General features: G+C 65.9%; 18 protein-coding genes and 1 tRNA gene. 9 read left to right on the top strand and 10 right to left on the bottom strand.

Annotated elements, in window-relative coordinates; translation table 11 throughout:
* Nucleotide 1: 1 nt before the first annotated feature.
* The gene (locus tag ACIA48_RS00450) at nucleotides 2-760 is read left to right on the top strand and encodes a phosphotransferase family protein (RefSeq protein ID WP_396726482.1); all 759 of its coding nucleotides are present in this window, start codon (nucleotides 2-4) and stop codon (nucleotides 758-760) included.
* Here the strand turns inward: ACIA48_RS00450 and ACIA48_RS00445 are convergent.
* Both ACIA48_RS00445 and ACIA48_RS00440 read right to left on the bottom strand, forming a co-directional pair.
* Nucleotides 757-1,104 carry a zf-TFIIB domain-containing protein gene (locus ACIA48_RS00445; protein ID WP_396726479.1) on the bottom strand — a complete coding sequence of 116 codons (348 nt, stop codon included), beginning with the start codon at nucleotides 1,102-1,104 and terminating at the stop codon, nucleotides 757-759. The two genes, ACIA48_RS00450 and ACIA48_RS00445, sit on opposite strands and share 4 nt — an antisense overlap.
* Before the next feature lie 51 nt (nucleotides 1,105-1,155).
* Nucleotides 1,156-1,995 carry an alpha/beta hydrolase gene (locus ACIA48_RS00440; protein WP_396726476.1) on the bottom strand — a complete coding sequence of 280 codons (840 nt, stop codon included), beginning with the start codon at nucleotides 1,993-1,995 and terminating at the stop codon, nucleotides 1,156-1,158.
* Between the two features lie 497 nt (nucleotides 1,996-2,492).
* Here ACIA48_RS00440 and ACIA48_RS00435 point away from each other — a divergent pair, with 497 nt between their 5' ends.
* Nucleotides 2,493-3,794 carry an adenylate/guanylate cyclase domain-containing protein gene (locus ACIA48_RS00435; RefSeq protein ID WP_396726473.1) on the top strand — a complete coding sequence of 434 codons (1,302 nt, stop codon included), beginning with the start codon at nucleotides 2,493-2,495 and terminating at the stop codon, nucleotides 3,792-3,794.
* Between the two features lie 9 nt (nucleotides 3,795-3,803).
* Here ACIA48_RS00435 and ACIA48_RS00430 read toward each other — a convergent pair whose 3' ends face one another.
* The 5 genes from ACIA48_RS00430 to ACIA48_RS00410 form a co-directional block, all read right to left on the bottom strand.
* On the bottom strand, nucleotides 3,804-5,420 hold the full coding sequence (locus tag ACIA48_RS00430; RefSeq protein ID WP_396726470.1) for a DUF222 domain-containing protein: 1,617 nt from the start codon (nucleotides 5,418-5,420) through the stop codon (nucleotides 3,804-3,806).
* A 94-nt stretch (nucleotides 5,421-5,514) separates the two neighbouring features.
* On the bottom strand, nucleotides 5,515-6,345 hold the full coding sequence (locus ACIA48_RS00425; protein ID WP_396726467.1) for an ABC transporter permease: 831 nt from the start codon (nucleotides 6,343-6,345) through the stop codon (nucleotides 5,515-5,517).
* Nucleotides 6,342-7,235: a glycosyltransferase gene (locus ACIA48_RS00420; protein WP_396728413.1), complete on the bottom strand. Its 894-nt coding sequence runs from the start codon at nucleotides 7,233-7,235 to the stop codon at nucleotides 6,342-6,344. The genes ACIA48_RS00425 and ACIA48_RS00420 overlap by 4 nt, the downstream gene beginning before the upstream one ends.
* 8 nt (nucleotides 7,236-7,243) lie before the next feature.
* Nucleotides 7,244-8,041 carry an ABC transporter ATP-binding protein gene (locus tag ACIA48_RS00415; RefSeq protein WP_396728411.1) on the bottom strand — a complete coding sequence of 266 codons (798 nt, stop codon included), beginning with the start codon at nucleotides 8,039-8,041 and terminating at the stop codon, nucleotides 7,244-7,246.
* A 4-nt stretch (nucleotides 8,042-8,045) separates the two neighbouring features.
* The gene (locus ACIA48_RS00410) at nucleotides 8,046-8,546 is read right to left on the bottom strand and encodes a bacterial proteasome activator family protein (RefSeq protein WP_396726464.1); all 501 of its coding nucleotides are present in this window, start codon (nucleotides 8,544-8,546) and stop codon (nucleotides 8,046-8,048) included.
* Nucleotides 8,547-8,819: 273 nt separating this feature from the next.
* Here ACIA48_RS00410 and ACIA48_RS00405 point away from each other — a divergent pair, with 273 nt between their 5' ends.
* Nucleotides 8,820-10,016, top strand: coding sequence for a cysteine desulfurase-like protein (locus tag ACIA48_RS00405; RefSeq protein ID WP_396726461.1), 1,197 nt, complete (start codon nucleotides 8,820-8,822; stop codon nucleotides 10,014-10,016).
* Between the two features lie 31 nt (nucleotides 10,017-10,047).
* Here ACIA48_RS00405 and ACIA48_RS00400 read toward each other — a convergent pair whose 3' ends face one another.
* The gene (locus tag ACIA48_RS00400; protein WP_396726458.1) at nucleotides 10,048-11,031 is read right to left on the bottom strand and encodes an NAD(P)H-quinone oxidoreductase; all 984 of its coding nucleotides are present in this window, start codon (nucleotides 11,029-11,031) and stop codon (nucleotides 10,048-10,050) included.
* 79 nt (nucleotides 11,032-11,110) lie between these two features.
* On the opposite strand from ACIA48_RS00400, the gene ACIA48_RS00395 reads away from it, so the two are divergent.
* From ACIA48_RS00395 to ACIA48_RS00380, 4 genes are all read left to right on the top strand, one after another.
* Complete coding sequence (locus tag ACIA48_RS00395; protein ID WP_396726456.1) at nucleotides 11,111-11,623, top strand: MarR family winged helix-turn-helix transcriptional regulator; 513 nt, start codon at nucleotides 11,111-11,113, stop codon at nucleotides 11,621-11,623.
* A gap of 31 nt (nucleotides 11,624-11,654) precedes the next feature.
* Nucleotides 11,655-11,744 (top strand) — tRNA-Ser (locus ACIA48_RS00390).
* Between the two features lie 41 nt (nucleotides 11,745-11,785).
* On the top strand, nucleotides 11,786-12,334 hold the full coding sequence (locus ACIA48_RS00385) for a dihydrofolate reductase family protein (RefSeq protein WP_396726453.1): 549 nt from the start codon (nucleotides 11,786-11,788) through the stop codon (nucleotides 12,332-12,334).
* A 57-nt stretch (nucleotides 12,335-12,391) separates the two neighbouring features.
* Nucleotides 12,392-12,739 (top strand): hypothetical protein, encoded by a 348-nt coding sequence (locus ACIA48_RS00380; RefSeq protein ID WP_396726450.1) that lies wholly within the window; start codon nucleotides 12,392-12,394, stop codon nucleotides 12,737-12,739.
* Here ACIA48_RS00380 and ACIA48_RS00375 read toward each other — a convergent pair.
* Nucleotides 12,736-14,118 (bottom strand): PLP-dependent aminotransferase family protein, encoded by a 1,383-nt coding sequence (locus ACIA48_RS00375; RefSeq protein WP_396726447.1) that lies wholly within the window; start codon nucleotides 14,116-14,118, stop codon nucleotides 12,736-12,738. The two genes, ACIA48_RS00380 and ACIA48_RS00375, sit on opposite strands and share 4 nt — an antisense overlap.
* A 46-nt stretch (nucleotides 14,119-14,164) precedes the next feature.
* On the opposite strand from ACIA48_RS00375, the gene ACIA48_RS00370 reads away from it, so the two are divergent.
* Both ACIA48_RS00370 and ACIA48_RS00365 read left to right on the top strand, forming a co-directional pair.
* On the top strand, nucleotides 14,165-14,572 hold the full coding sequence (locus tag ACIA48_RS00370) for a hypothetical protein (RefSeq protein WP_396726444.1): 408 nt from the start codon (nucleotides 14,165-14,167) through the stop codon (nucleotides 14,570-14,572).
* Nucleotides 14,572-15,480: an NAD-dependent epimerase/dehydratase family protein gene (locus ACIA48_RS00365; RefSeq protein ID WP_396726441.1), complete on the top strand. Its 909-nt coding sequence runs from the start codon at nucleotides 14,572-14,574 to the stop codon at nucleotides 15,478-15,480. The genes ACIA48_RS00370 and ACIA48_RS00365 overlap by 1 nt, the downstream gene beginning before the upstream one ends.
* Here ACIA48_RS00365 and ACIA48_RS00360 read toward each other — a convergent pair.
* Nucleotides 15,467-16,294 carry a crotonase/enoyl-CoA hydratase family protein gene (locus ACIA48_RS00360; protein ID WP_396726438.1) on the bottom strand — a complete coding sequence of 276 codons (828 nt, stop codon included), beginning with the start codon at nucleotides 16,292-16,294 and terminating at the stop codon, nucleotides 15,467-15,469. The genes ACIA48_RS00365 and ACIA48_RS00360 overlap by 14 nt on opposite strands.
* Nucleotides 16,295-16,303 lie beyond the last annotated feature (9 nt).

Genomic DNA, 16,303 nt, shown 5'->3' with positions numbered 1-16,303 from the left:
GGTGCTGACCCGGTCCGGTGCGGAGATCCTCGTCGATCGCTCTGGCGACGACGCGGTGGTGTACAAGCTGCACCGGCCGGGCACCGATCCGCGTCAGCTGGCCACACGGTTGCGGGTCGCCGCGGCCTCGCCAGCGCTGCTGTCACCGCTGTCGACGCAACCCCTCGAGGTCGGTGACCGCTGGCGCACCGCGTGGCCATACGTGGAAACCGTTGTGCAGCAACCTGAATGCCTGCCGTGGGCCGAGGCTGGTGGATTGCTGGCCCGTCTGCACCGGGAGGAGCCGGCCGGGCGGGTGCCGCAGCATGGTTGGCCGCAGCGGCTTCGGCGTGCGATGGAAGTGTTGCGGGAGAGCCCCGACGCTACGGTCCGGCGGGCGGCCGCGGCCCTGCCCCAGGCGGCGTGGCGCGCGGGCTCCGCGGGACGGCCTTTGGCGGTGGTGCATGGCGATTTCCACCTGGGTCAGCTCGGTCGTCGGGATGCCGAGCCGCCGTGGCTGTTGATCGATGTCGACGATCTCGGCGTGGGCGACCCGGCGTGGGACTTGGCCCGGCCGGCCGGTTTTTGGGCGGCGGGCTTGATCCCCGACGACGACTGGACGGCGTTCGTCGACGCGTATCGCGATGGCGACGGTCCGGCACTGCCCGCTGGTGATCCGTGGCCGGTGCTCGAACCGTTCGCGAGGGCCGCGGTGGTGCAGGCCGCCGCACACCATCGCGACGACGAGCTGTTGATGGCGGCCTGCGCGCGGATGGCCTAGCTGGAGAAGAACAGTCGGCCGAAGCCCTGCTTGCGGTAGTGCTTGTTGCCGCGGTGTCCCCAGCCGGGACCGTAGTCGTAGCCGCCGTAGCCCTGCTGCCCGCCGTAACCCTGTTGCTGCGGCGGGGGAGGCGGCGCGGACTGGACGAACCGGTTCTCCATCTGGGTCAGCGACTCGAGCTCGCCGAAATCGAGGAAAATGCCGCGGCAGGTGTCGCATTGCTCCAGGTGGATGCCGTTGCGCTCGTACGTCTTCATGATTCCGGCGCACTTGGGACACGACAGCGTGTTCCCTGCACCGGCGGACGGAGGAGGCGGCGGGGGTTCATATGGCGGGATGCTCATATCGCGATAACGCTAGAGCAACCTGGGAAGTGCCTGGGAGCCTCTGGGCAATTAGGCGGTGTGCCTGCCACGCGGCTTGGTATCGGCGTAGGCCAGGGCCCAGTCGAGCGCGTGGTCGGCGACCGCTTCCCAGCCGGGGGCCGCACAGGTCCAGTGGTCGCGGCCTGCGAACTCGAAGTACTCGGTGACGGCGGGCGACTTTTCGTAGTGCTTGGCGTTGGATTTGTTCACCGCGGGCGGCATGATGTGGTCCTTCTCGCCGCCGATGAAGAGCAGCGGTGCCCGGTCGGCGGTGTAGTCGACCCACGTCTCCTGGTGGCCCGGCTTGAAGTTGGCGATCAAGCCGTAGACCCACACCCAGTTGCCCGGCGCTGGGATGGCGTAGCGCTCCCATACCTTGTCGGACTCTTCGCGGCTGAGGGTGTTCGTGAAGGCGTAGTGGAATTCCTCTTGGGTGAATCCCACGGCCCGATGGATATTCGCCGGATTCTTCAATGCCGGGAACAACGACTTCACCTGTGACAGTGGATTGACCCGAACGCCCTCGGTGGGCGCGGAGTCGACGACGACGGCCGCGGCACCGAGCCCGCGCGCGAGCAGCAGCTGGGTCAGCGTGCCGCCGAAGGAGTGGCCGATGATGATCGGCGGTACGTCGACGGATTCGATGACACTGGCGAGATGGTCGACGGTCTCCGGAACGGTCAGGTTCGCGATGATGTCCGGATTCTTGCGGAGTTCCTCGACCTCGATCTCGAAGCCGGGGTAAGCCGGCGTCAGGACCCGGTATCCCTTCTCCTCGTAGTGCGCCTTCCATCCTTCCCAGCTACGCGGCGTCATCCAGAGGCCGTGCACGAGAACGATGGTGTCGCAGGGAGCTTGGGAGTCGGGCATAGAGAACTCTCTTCTGTAGCAGGTCCGCCCCCGCGCGCAGCATAGCCGGGCTAAAGGTTGTTCGCGCGACTTGAAATCGACGGGACTCGATCGCGCTGCCGCTAGAACGGTGGTGGGTCGTCGTCGTCACTTGGGGGCGGCCGGGAGGGGAAATATTAGTTCCCCCAATCAGTTCCGGGATCCTGCTGTTGGCGTTCGCGTGCGCGTTGCTCGGCTTCGGCTCGGAGGGCGGCCTGGTTATATGCGGGCGGCGGGGCGGTGCGGCGGCACAGGGTCGGGAACAGCAGTCGGCTGCCGGGATGGGTGGTGTAGGTCTGCCCTTGTGGGCAGGACCACACGACAGTGCCGTCCGGGAGCTGTTGATCCTGCCAGCCTCAGAACGTCTTGAGTAAGTAATGGCTCTGACTGGCTGAAGTACGCTTCAAGGAACACTTGTGAGCAGCATAAACGCTGCCGATACGCACCGCTTGACCTGCTGCGCGGCTTACACTTCCGCCGTGTTCTCCGAGACGCGTTACGCGATGAACGGGGACTTGCGCGTCGCCTACCGGGCCTCGCCCGAGGGTGAGCGCGACATCGTGTTCGTCCCGCACTGGTTCACGTGCTGCGAACTCTTCCCTGAGCTGCCGTCAACTCAGGGGTGGGTCGAGGCTATGACGTCTCTTGGACGGCTTATCTTTTTCGACCAGCCGGGCTCGGGAGCGTCTGATCCCGTCGAGCCGGGCGCGCTACCGACGTTGGAGCAATGGGCCGACAGCATCACAGCAGTGTTGGACGACCTTGGGAGTTCGCAGGCGGTTCTTCTCGCGAGCGTCGGCTCGTTGTCTACATCGGCGCTGTTCGCCGCGACGCATCCGTCCCGCACAGCCGCGCTGGTCGTGCTTGAAGGCAGTGCAAATCCGTCGGAGAATGCCGATCTCGAAGACGTGCTCGCTGCCTGGGTCGCCTTGTGGGGGACGGGGGAGATCCAGCATGTCTTGAATCCGGACATGCCGTGGAACGAGGAGATTCGGGCAGCGTGGGCCCGACACGAACGCCTGGCGGCGAGCCCACGGGCCCTCGCTGTGATGGTGCCTCTCGCTCGACAGGACGTGCGGCCGGTCCTGCCGACAGTCCGAGTGCCCACCCTGGTCGTCCAGCACGCCGACAACCCGTTCATCCCGCCCGCGCACGTCAAGTACGTCGCAGACCACATTCCGGACGCAAAGTACGTTGAGCTGCCGGGTCGCAACATGTGGCACTGCGTCGAGCCGTGGCGGGCTTCGTTTCAGGAGATCGCCCAATTTCTCACCGGCGAGCAGGCCGACGTGGCCGATGATCGGGTCCTCGCCACGGTGCTGTTCACCGACATCGTGGACTCAACCCGACGCGCCGCAGCGATGGGTGACCGCGACTGGCACGCCTTGCTCGACGCGCACGACGCCATCGTCCGGTCGCAACTCATCCGCTTCCGGGGCCGTGAAGTGAACAGCACGGGCGACGGCTTTTTGGCGATGTTCGATGGCCCGCAGCGAGCGATCCGCTGCGCGATGGCGATTCGTGACGCGGTGCAGTCGCTGGGTATTGAGGTGCGTGCCGGTTTGCACACCGGCGAATGCGAGGTCCGCGGTGAGGACATCGGTGGGATCGGCGTGCACATCGGCGCACGCGTCAGCGCACTGGCCGGACCGAGCGAGGTACTGGTCTCACGCACGTTGCACGACTTGGTGATTGGGTCAGGTCTGCAGTTCGAGGACCGCGGCGTACACGGGCTCAAGGGAGTGCCCGGCGAGTGGCACCTCTTCGCGACGTCTGCATAGAAGCGGGTTTCAGAACGGCGGCGGGTCGTCCCCGGGCGGTGGTGGCCGCGTTGGGAAATAGGCGCTCTCACAGTCGGTTCTGGGTTTTTGTGACTGTTCCTGTTCGCGGGCTCGTTGTTCGGCTTGGGTTTGGAGGAGGGTTTGGTTGAATTGTCGTTCGTCTTTGATGGCTTGGGCGCGGTTCTGCGCGCGGGTGGTCGTGCGTCGGGGCATGGCCAAGCCGCGGGCGGCGGTGTGTGGTGTGTCGGAGTGCACGACGGTGACGGGTGCGGTGGGCCGGCATAGGGTCGGGAACAGGAGTCGGCTGCCCGGATGGGTGGTGTAGGTCTGCCCTTGGGGGCAGGTCCATATGACTGTGCCGTCGGGGAGCTGTTGATCCTGCCAGCCCCAGAATGTCTTGAGTAAGTGATGTTTTCGGCATAGAACCTTCAGGTTCGACGCCTGGGTCGGGCCGTTGGGGTAGGCGAGGGTGTGGTCGATATCGCAACGGTGGGCGGGTTCATCACAGCCCGGGAACCGACACGTCATATCCCGACACCGCACAAACGTCGCCAACACCGCTGAGGGAATGTAGCGCGGTTCCGGTGGCGCATCGCCGGGATGCACGATGGGCACGATCTTCGCGATACCCGCCACTTTCGCGGCCAGCAGGGGGGCGGGCAGCATCCCGCCGCTCAGTAGCGCCGCCGGTGGGGTGTGGGCGATGACCGTGGGTTGCGGTGGTTGCGGGGAGAAGGCTTCTTTGATGGTGATCTCGCTGAGCGGCTTGCCGTTGATTTCAGGTGTTGCGGTGCCGTCCAACTGGACGGGGGTGTCATCGGTCAGGGACTCTTCGCGAGCGATGACGTGCACGACGACGGTGCTCGGCGTGGCGTCTTTGGCGTCGCAGTCGGGGTTCTCACACAGACAAGCCAGCCGATCGGCGCGGTGGCCCAAGGCGCCCAGGGCCGCGGAGCGGCGCTGATCCAGGGTGCGGGGATCGTTGTCGCACACCGTGGCCGCGATCGCATCCAGTCGTTGATCGAGCGCGTCGCCGTCAGAGGCCAGCAGGACGGCGTCCAGTGAGGCAGTGCCCGTGCCGTCCTGAGGTTTGTGGACATCGGCGTGACACCCGCGGGCGGCGTATTCGGTGCGCCGCACCGCGGCGGGGTCATAGCGGTCGACCCAGACGTCGATCGCGGCGTCGGTCTTCTCTGCCGACAACACGCCCCATTCGTGGATGCGGGCGGCGATCTCGATGTCGACTTTGGCCATCGCCTCGGGATCGGAGACAAGCCGGGTGCGCGCCACGATCGCCGAGATCAACCGGTAGTTGATGGTGCCGGCGGCGAACACCTCGGCCACCCGGGGCAAGCGTTCGCGTAACTCGGTGGCGATCAGGAGTTGATGCGACGCCACGCCCAACGACACGTTCTGGGCGGCGGCCACCGACGCCGCGACGGCAGCCCAGTTGTCCAGACACCACTGCTCACGTTCCTCAGACCCGTCAGCGGCCCACATCCGTTCCAACTCGTCAGCGGTGGCGAACAGCCGTCGCGCACACGAGGCGTTCTCCACCCGTGCCCACGCCCCCACCGCCGCCACACCGCGGTTACCGAGGGCTGCTGCCACCAACGAATCGAACATAGTTTCGACACTAGTTGCCCGGCCGACACCAAACCAGCAGTTCAACCCCAACCTGTGGATAAAACAGCGATTGGGGATAACTCCCGAAGAAGGGTTAGACCCAGTACGCCACGCGCGACCGGTACTGCCTCATCGCGAACGCAGCGAACGCCCAGCCGACGATCGTCAGCACGATGACCACGACCCAGTGGTGCACCTCCTGGTCGGCACCGAGCAGCGGTGCCCGCACGATGTCCAGGTAGTGCAGTAGCGGATTCAGTTCGACGATCCGGGCGTAGTCTCCGGCTCCCTGCTGCTGCAGTGTCGACTCGTTCCAGATGATCGGCGTCATGAAGAAGAGCAACTGAACCAGGCTGACCAGCAGCGGGCTGATGTCGCGGTACCGCGTCGCCAGGATGCCGAAGCACAGCGACACCCACACGCAGTTCAAGATGATCAGGAACAGCGCCGGAACGACCGCCAGGTCGGGCCACGTCCACGGCTTCGGATAGATGAACGCGATGACCACGAAGATGATCATGTTGTGGCCGAACAGGATGATCTGCCGCCACACCAGTCGATACACGTGAACAGACAAAGGTGTCGGAAGCTGTTTGATGAGGCCCTCATTCGCGATGAAGACCTCCGCGCCCTCGAGGATCGAGGCGTTGATGAGGTTCCAGACGATCAGACCGAGCGTGACGTAAGGCAGGTGCTCCTCGAGCGGCAGCTTGAACAGCTTCGAGTACAACAAGCCCATGGCGACCGCGGTGGCACCGGTTGCGATTGTGATCCAGAACGGCCCAAGCACCGACCGGCGGTAGCGCTGCTTGATGTCCTGCCAGCCCAGGTGAAACCACAGCTCGCGCTTGCCGAAACCCGCGACCAGGTCGCCCCAGGCCCGGTTGAACGTCTTCGACTGCGCGGCAGCGTCGGTGAACGTCACGGTGCAGGCCTCCCGAACCTCTCCTTACGGCCCATGCGCCGCAACCGAATCCACTCCATCAGCCCTGCGGGATCGCGACGTGACACCAGGAAGTACCAGCCGAACCGTACCCACTCCTGGAACACCAGCTTCCGCATGCCCGGTTGCGACTGGAGGTATCCGCGGTTGCGATAGGTGAAGAACCGCTTGACCGTATCGTCCGGGTACTGCGTGTGCATCCGTCCGCCCAAAATCGGCTTGAACTCGTCGCCGCCCTGCGGATGCAGATACACCGCGTCCAGGCACGTGCCGAACGGCAGTCCGGTCCTCACCAGGCGGCGATGCAGTTCCGTCTCGTCGCCGCGCACGAACAGCCGAAGGTCGGGCACGCCGGTGACTTCCAGCGTCGACGCACGGAACAGGGCGCCGTTGAAGAATGACGCGATACCGGGAAGCAGATCGGTGGACGCCTCGGTCCGCAGTTCCTCGACCCGACGCCGCCACACCAGGCCGCGGCGCAGCGGAAACGCCAGTCGCCCAGGGTCGTTCATATCGCACACCATCGGCGACACCGCGGCCAGCTCATGCTTCCCCGCGCACGCAAGAAGCGTGCCGAGCACTTCGGAGTCGGCGGGCCGTCCGTCGTCATCCGCCAGCCACACCCAGTCACTGCCGAGCGAAAGTGCGTGCAGCATCCCGAGCGCGAAACCCCCTGCACCGCCGAGATTTCGGTGGGAGCCGAGATAAGTGGTCGGAAGCGGTTGGCCGGCAACGAGTTCGGCCACGCGTGGGTCGTTGTCGTTGTCGACCACGATCAAATGGTCGGGCACTCGCGTCTGGGCCGCCACCGCCTCCAGCGACTTGGCGAGTTCGTCGGGGCGCCGGTGGGTGACCACCACCGCGCACACGATGGGGCCGGTCACGCCGACCGCGTCTCCTCGAGGACCTCGCGCACGTGACGGGCGGCGTCCTCGCCCTCGTACGCGCGCACCACGTCCTCGATGCCGCCGGTCATCTTGATGGTGCCGTGGTCGATCCACATCGCGGTTTTGCACAGCCGCGCCAGGAATTCATTGGAGTGACTGGCGAATACCAGGATGCCGGAGCGCTCGACGAGGCTCTGCAGCCGCGACTGTGCCTTCTTCAGGAAGTCGGCGTCCACCGCACCGATGCCCTCGTCGAGCAGCAGGATCTCAGGGTCGATGCTGGTGACCACGCCCATCGCCAGACGCACCCGCATGCCGGTCGAATACGTGCGCAGCGGCATGGACAGGTAGTCACCCAGTTCGGTGAACTCCGCGATCTCGTCGACCTTGGCCAGCATCTGCTTACGCGTCTGTCCGAGGAACAGTCCTCGGATGATGATGTTCTCGAACCCGGTGATCTCGGGATCCATGCCGACTCCGAGGTCGAACACCGGCGCCACCCGGCCCGTCACCGTCGCGACGCCCCGGGTGGGTTCGTAGATGCCGGACAGCAACCGCAGCAGCGTCGACTTCCCCGCGCCGTTGTGCCCGACGAGACCGACGCGGTCGCCCAGTTCCAGCGACATCGTGATGTCGCGCAGCGCCTCGATGACGACGACGTTGGACTCGTTGCGACCGATCGCGCCGCCGGCCTTCCCGAGGAACGCCTTCTTCAACGACCGCGACTTGGCGTCAAAGATGGGAAATTCCACCCAGGCGTCGCGCGTCTCGATGTGGGGGGCCACGAACAGGCTCCTAGAGGTACTGACCGGTCCCGGCGCCGCCGCGGGGTCCGGCCATTCCCGGGGGAAGCGCACCCTGGCCCCGCATCTGCTCGAGCTGCTGGCGCGCGGCCATCTGCTGGGCGAACAGCGCCGTCTGGATGCCGTGGAACAGTCCCTCGAGCCAGCCCACGAGCTGCGCCTGTGCGATGCGGAGCTCGGCGTCCGAGGGAACGCCGTCCTCGGTGAACGGAAGGGTCAGGCGCTCCAGCTCGTCGCGCAGTTCGGGCGCCAGGCCGTCCTCGAGCTCGGCGATGCTGGTCCGGTGGATCTCACGCAGCCGGTTGCGGCTCGCGTCGTCGAGCGGTGCTGCGCGCACCTCCTCGAGCAGCTGCTTGATCATCGTCCCGATCCGCATCACCTTCGCGGGCTGCTCGACCAGGTCGGTCAGCGATTTACCGTCGGCCTCCTCCTGCGTCGCCATGCGCGGGTCGCCGATGATCTCGATGCCGTCGTCGTCGTTGTTGGCTGTCATGTCCCTCTCCGCGCCAATGGGCGATGCAGTAGCGACACTAGCCCGTCGGCCTTGGCGAACTCGCAGTCCGGGGCCTGTGAATGCATTCATCTACAGCTCCGGCACCATCAGCCACAAAGTGCTATGAGCACTCCGAACCCGGAAGCCGCTGCACTAGTATGGCTCGCCAGGTGACCCGTTTCGGGCCCGGCTGCGTAACAACGGGTGGAAGCCGGGCATCGTCCGAGATCGTGTCCGGTAGTGCAATTCAAGGACGCTTTAAGGTGGGCTGGCATGGCATACGACGTCGCCCGGGTGCGTGGCCTGCACCCGTCTTTGGGCGACGGTTGGGTGCACTTCGACGCCCAGAACGGCATGCTGCTGCCCGACGCCGTCGCGAGGGCCGTATCGACCGCCTTTCGAGGTTCGATGCCCACGTCCACTGGACCACATCCGTCGGCTCAGCGCAGTGCGGCGGTGCTCACAGCCGCCCGCCAGGCGGTGGCCGACCTCGTGGGTGCGGACCCCGAGGGTGTCGTGCTCGGCTCGGACCGGGCGGTGCTGCTCACCTCTCTTGCTGACGCCTCCGCTGCTCGCGTCGGTCTCGGATACGAGACTGTGGTCACCCGGCTGGATGACGAAGCGAATATCGCCCCGTGGCTGCGGGCCGCCAACCGCTATGGCGCCAAGGTCAAGTGGGGCGAGGTCGACATCGAGACCGGCGAGCTGCCCAGCTGGCAGTGGGAAGGCCTCATCACGGCGCCCACCCGACTCGTCGCCATCACCTCGGCATCGTCGACGCTGGGCACCGTCACGGATCTGCGGCCGGTGACCAAGCTGGTGCACGACAACGGCGGCCTGGTGGTGGTGGATCATTCCGCTGCCGCGCCCTACCGGTTGATCGACATCGACGAGATCGACGCGGACGTGGTCGCGGTGAACGCGCTCGCGTGGGGTGGTCCGCCGATCGGCGCGCTGGTGTTCCGCGATCCCTCGATCATCGACTCGTTCAGCTCGGTGTCGCTGAACCCGTATGCCCGTGGCCCTGCCCGGCTGGAAGTCGGGTCGCATCAGTTCGGCCTGCTCGCCGGGGTCGTCGCCAGTGTCGAATATTTGGCCTCACTCGACGAGGCGGCGCAGGGCACTCGTCGCGAAAGACTCGCCACGTCAATGCAATCGGCGTCGTCCTATATGAATCGACTGTTCGACTACCTGCAGATGTCGCTGCGGTCACTGCCCGCGGTCATGGTGATCGGGCGACCCGAAATCCGGATACCCGTACTCAGTTTCGCGGTCAGCGACGTGCCCGCCGAGCGGGTGGTGCAGCGGCTGGCTGACAACGGCGTCCTCGCGATCGCGAATGCGAGTTCGCGCGTGCTCGACGTCATCGGTGTCAACGACATCGGCGGCGCCGTCACCGTCGGGCTGGCCCACTACACGACGACCGCCGAAGTGGACCAGCTCGTGCGCGCGCTAGCGTCGCTCGGCTGAATTGTCGGCTCGGCCGACGTGGGCTAAGACGTCAATCTGCTACGCGCAGAAGGATTTTCCCGGATACCTCGCCGGACTCCAGCAGTTCATGCGCGGCGGCGGCCTGCTCTATTCCGAACTCGGCGCCGATGATCGGACGCACTTCACCGCCGGCGATCAGCGGCCAGACGTTGGCGACCACCTCGCTGACGATCTCACCCTTGCTCGAGAGTCCCGTCACCGGGCGCGACCGTAGCGCGGTTGCGATCACCCCGGCTCGCTTGCCGAGGAGCTTGGCGATGTTCAGCTCGCCCTTGACTCCGCCCTGCATGCCGATGATCACCAGGCGGCCGTCGGGTGCGAGTGCGTCGACATTGCGGTCGAGATAGGACGCTCCCATGATGTCGAGAATCACGTTAGCGCCGGCACCGTCGGTTTCCGCGCGCACGCGCTCGACGAAGTCCTCGTCGCGGTATCCGATGGTGATCTCGGCGCCGAGCTCCGCGCATAGATCGAGTTTGTTCTTAGCTCCGGCCGTCACCGCAACGCGGCATCCGAGCGCCCGGGCGACTTGGATTGCGTGCGTGCCGATACCGCTGGCGCCGCCGTGGACAAGCAGGAGTTGGCCCGCTTCCAGGCCCGCTGTCATCACCAGGTTCGACCAGACCGTGCACGCGACTTCGGGCAGGGCGGCGGCGTGATGCAGCGACACCGATTCCGGGACCGGCATCACCTGCGCGGCGGGCACGGCGACGTACTCGGCGTAACCCCCGCCCGCCAGCAATGCGCAAACCTCTTGCCCGACGTCCCAGCCGGTGACCCCGTCGCCAAGCCCGGCGATGGTCCCCGACACCTCGAGCCCGAGTGTTTCGCTGGCGCCTGGAGGCGGCGGATAATTGCCCGCGGCTTGCAAAAGGTCGGCGCGGTTGACCCCGGCGGCGCTGATCTTGATCAGGACTTCACCCGGGCCCGGCTCGGTGTCAGTAGTTTCTTGCCAGGTCAATACGCCTTTGCTGGCCACCACGATCGAATGCATTCAAATAAGGGTACTAGCCTGCGGAAACACGTCTGTATGTTCCTGCCCCAGCAACGACTTTGAGATTTACCATTGCCGAATGGAGCGGATCATCGGGGGGCGCACAGCCAGTGATATGCCCGGATTGGATATCGCCGAACAGAGGTCGTGGCAAAACTTCCTCGACTCGGCTCTGCGAATGTACGCGACTCTCAATCGGTCGCTGTTGGACGAACATCATCTGACTCTCAACGATGTGCGTCTGCTCGACATTTTGGACAAGTCCGCGACGGGGTCATCGCGGATGGGGGATTTGGCCGACGGTCTGATGTCGCTGCCAAGCCGCGTGACGCGCCAGATCCGTCGCTTGGAACTACAGGGTCTGGTGCGGCGCGGTGCGAGCCCCGACGACGGCCGCGGCGTGCTCGCCACCATCACCGACGAGGGCAGGACCGCGGTCCGAGAAGCGATGGCGACGTACGGCGAAGGCGTGCGAGCGCACTTCCTCGGCCGGCTATCGCGTCCGCAGATCGCGGCGATGGGAGAGAACTGCAGGCGCATCAGCGTCGCGCTCAAGACTGCGGCACCGCCCGCGAAGCTCGGCCGCGTCTGAGCCGCCCGCGACCACCAGTACGCTTGTCGACGGTGGCGTGGCAGAGCGGCCTAATGCACTCGCCTTGAAAGCGAGAGACGGCTAAAACCGTCCGGGGGTTCAAATCCCTCCGCCACCGCCACATCGCGATGACTTCAGGGCGATCCGCTGGTCAGCACTCCCATGGCGAACTTCATGTATTCGGCGGCGATGTCGCTCGACGGCTTCATCGCGGGACCTGACGGCGACATGTCATGGATGGCCGCTTATCTCGGGCCCAATCCCGTCGTCGATGACTTGATCGCGCAGACCGGTGCCCTGCTGGTCGGCAACCGCACGTTCGGCGGCGACGACCCGATGAAAGGTCGTGACGGGGAGGGTGAGGCGTTCGGTGGCGGATGGGACGGTCCGCAGTTCGTGTTGACGCATCGACGGCCTACCGCACCGGTACCGGGAGTGACGTTCGTGGCCGACATCGATTCGGCCATCGCGCAATCCGCTGCCGCGGCGGGCGACAAATACGTCAACATCCTGGGTGCCAGCGTCGCCGCGCAATGCCTGGCCGCGGGTGTGCTCGACGAGGTGATCGTCAGCGTGCTGCCCGTATTACTGGGCGACGGCACCCGACTCTTCGACCACCCGGGCGGTGACCTGGTGCGTCTAAAGCGACTAGACGTTACGTATGCGACACAAGTGACAAATCTGCGGTATCGGGTCGAGCCGAAACCTTAACAATCCCATAGCGATTCCACACTAGGCCGGTGACGGAACCGGCATTAGTCTTCGTCCATGAGTGCAGCGGTGGGGGCCGCGATCGGTCTCTCGGGGTTGGTCCTGTTTTCACTGGTGCTGGTGGGGTGGCTGCTGTGGAGTAGCCGCCTCGACAGAAAGGGCGAATCAGCCGAAGAGCGTTATCGCCGAAGCCATATGGAATTGCACAGTCCACGTAATCGTCGGGCAATGAAGGCTCAACAGCGTCGCAACAGGTGGGCCGCCGGGTCGGGCGGTGCCGCGGGCGCGGGCTACATCGGCTTCGGTGGTTCCGACAGTGGCGGTGGGTGCGGCAGCGGAGGTTGTGGCGGCGGCGGATGTGGCGGCGGATGCGGTGGCGGTGGCGGTGGATGCGGCGGAAGCTAACCCAACCCCCGGGCCAACTCCCGTACTCCCCGTTCGATCTGCGACTCGGTGAGGTTGGCGTATCCGAGCAGTAATCCCGGTGGTGCCGTGGCGGGTTCGGCATAGCACCGATTTACTGGCTCGACCCGGATCCGCATCTTCTCGGCGTGCGCGACAAGATCATCAAGGGGAAAGCCGTCGGGGAATCGGACGGTGAGATGGACTCCCGCCGCGGCGCCCAGCACGGTCGCATCGGGCAGATGTCGTGCCAGCGCGTTCAACAGCGCCGTCCGTCGGATCTGGTAACGCCTGCGCATTTGCCGTAGATGCCGGTCGTATTCGCCCGACGACAGGAACTGCGCAAAGGCCACCTGATCCATCACCGAACCTCCGGTGTCGGCAAGCCATTTCGACGACACCACCGTCTTGGCGAGGTGCGGGGGTAACACCATCCAGCCGATGCGCAAGCCGGGGGCCAACGTCTTGCTCGTCGACCCCACGTAGACCACGCGGTCGGGTGCGATGCCCTGCAGCGAGCCGACAGGCGCACGGTCGTAACGGTATTCGGCGTCGTAGTCGTCCTCGATGACCAGATGTCCGGCGCGGGCCCACTCCATGAGCGCGGTTCGCCGCGGGGCGGAGAGGACGACGCCCGTCGGTGACTGGTGCGCAGGAGTGGTCAGCACCGCTGTTGCACCGCTGCTCACGAGGGCGTCGACGTCGATGCCGTCGTCGTCGACGGGAACGGCGATGGGCTCGATACCGTTGTGACGGAATATCTTTCGGTGTTGCCAGAATCCCGGATCCTCCATCGCCAGCGGCGTGCCGCGCAGCGTCTGCCCGAGCAGCGCGATGGCCTGTGTCGCGCCGGAACACATGACGATGTACCGCGGATCGGCCAGCACACCACGGGTGCGACGCAGGTAGTCCGCGATCGCGACGCGGGTCTCCAGCAGGCCCTGGGGAGTGACGTATCCGAACGCGTCTGACTCGAGGCCCGCGAGCCCCTGTCGAAGCGCCCGCAGCCACGAGTGCCGCGGAAAGCTGGACAGGTCCGGCGATCCGGGGAAGAAGTCGACATCCAAGCGTGCCGGTTCGGCGGATCGGCGAACGGGCGTGGCCGCCACGTCGACGGTCGCGACGCGGGTTCCCGAACCGTGCCTGCTGAGCAGAAATCCTTCCGCGATCAGTTGGCTGTAGGCGTCGACGACGAGTCTGCGCGAAACCCCGAGGTCGGCGGCGAGGACGCGGCTCGACGGCAACCGGGCGTGCGGCATCAGGCGGCCGGTGCGGATCGCGTCACGCAGGCCGTTGGCGAGTTGGTGATGCAGTGGGGCCGACGCTGTCCGATCGAGTTCGACCAACAGCTCCGGACCAGAAGTGGTACCCGAAGTAGTCATCAAAGTGGCACCCATCTTGAGACCAGTCTCGTACTAGCGTGACCGTATGACGACGACTCCCACCCGCACAAGAGGCGGTTTCGTAGAGGTGACGCTGATCGTCTTCGGGATCTATGCCCTGGGAATCGGGCTGTTCATGCTGTTCTTCCCCGGCACGTTCTTCGACACGCTCGGGACCTTCGGCGTGCGCAACGATCACTACATCTTCGACAACGCGACGTTCGAGATCCCGCAGGGCCTGCTGCTGCTCGCCGCGGTGCGCCGGGTGTCGTGGCGGGTGCCCGCGCTGGCCTTCGCGACGCTGCACTGGGCGCTGCACTCGATCAGCCACATCATCGATCCGCACCACGGCGCCGGCGATCTGATCGGCTGGATGGAGGCCGGCGGCCTGGTGTTCACGACGGTGATCCTCGCGATCGCGTTGCGCGCCACCATTTCCAAGGAGCGTCACTGATGCGCGTGTTGGTCGCAGGCGCGACGAGTGTGCCGGGGATACCGCTGTTGCGGGAGTTGAGCTCTCGCGGGCACGAGGTGATCGGAATTACCCGGTCGGCGTCGAAGACGTTGCAGATCCAGGCGGCGGGTGCCACGCCGCTGGTGGCCGACGTGCTCGACGCAGACGAAATCAACAAGGTTGTCGCGGACATCGGACCCGAGGTGGTGATCTCGCTGCTCACCACCCTCCCGAAGTGGGGACCCAAGCGCCCCAAGGACTTCGAACCCGCACGCGAACTGTGGGGCGTGGGCGCGCCGAACCTGGTGCGCGCCGCGCAGCGGGCCGGGGTACGCCGCGTCGTCGCCGAATCGGTGGTGTTCGCCTACGGGTATCCGACGACCGGGCCTCCGATGGTGGACGAAACCGATCTCTATCCGGGGCCGCCGCCCCCGGGTGGTGACGCCATGCTGGCCGCGTTGCGCGGTATGGAGCAGACCGTGCTGTCGTCCGGCGAGCACAGCGACACCGAGGGAATCGTGTTGCGCTACGGCATCTTCTACGGTCCGGACGTGCCGCATGACGCGCTGTTCACGCGACTGGCCAAATGGTGGGCGCTGCCGGCGTTGAACGGTGACGGCATCGCGTCGTGGATACACATCGACGACGTCGCGAAGGCCACCGCCGACGCCGTCACGAAAGGCCGCGGCGGCGAGGTGTACAACATCGTCGACGACCGGCCGCAGTCGTTCGGTGACTACGTGCGCGAGCTGTCCGCAAAGCTGGGCAGGCCGAAGCCGCTGCCAATCTCGCACAAGCTGGTGGGACTCGTCGCGTCATATCCGGCGACGGCATTCGGCACGACGTGGCTGCCGCTGTCCAACGCCAAGGCGAAGGCCGAGTTGGGCTGGACCCCTATTCCCCGGTGAAGTTCGGGGGGCGCTTCTCTATCGTCGCCGTGATCCCCTCGCCCAGATCCTTGGATGCCAGGAACGCCGAGTTCCACACCGCCACATAGCGCAGGCTCTCCGAGACCCTCGCGATGCGCTGCTGATCGAGCACGTCCTTGACACCACTGACTACCAGCGGCGGGTTGGCGGCGATCTCAGCGGCGGTCGCATGCGCGGCGGAAAGCGAAGCTTCGGCGTCGGCGTACACGTCATTGACGAGGCCGATCTTCTCGGCGCGCGCCGCATCGATGTCCTTGCCCGTCAGCGCGAGCTCGCGCAGATGACCATCGGACAGGATGAGCGGCAGGCGTGCCAGGCTGCCAACGTCGGCGACGATGGCGATCTTCACCTCACGCACCGAGAATTTGGCGTCAGCGCTGGCGTAGCGCATGTCGACGGCCGAGATCAGGTCGACGCCGCCGCCGATGCACCAGCCATGCACCGAGGCGATGGTCGGGGTGCGGCAGTCGGCGACGGCGTTGATGGCGCCCTGCATGCGCAGGATCGTGGCGTGAAGTTCCGAGCGCGGACGAGCCGTCGCTCCTTCGGCGGACATCACGCCCGACAGCGTGCCGCCCATCGCCATCAGGTCGAGCCCGTAGCTGAAATTCCTGCCGGAGCCGGTCAGCACGATCGCCCGCACATCGCGGTCGGCGTCCAGCGAAGCGAACACCTCGGGCATCTCGGCCCAGAACGCCGGGCCCATGGCGTTGCCCTTGCCGGGACCGATCAGCGTCACCTGTGCGACGTGGTCGGAGATGTCGACGGTGACGGATTCGTAGCTATCGCCCATGCGTGCAGG

This window comes from Mycobacterium sp. NPDC051804 (assembly GCF_044452905.1).
Lineage (GTDB): Bacteria > Actinomycetota > Actinomycetes > Mycobacteriales > Mycobacteriaceae > Mycobacterium.
Note: the sequence above shows the minus strand (reverse complement) of the source record. Positions and strands in the feature narration are given on the sequence as shown.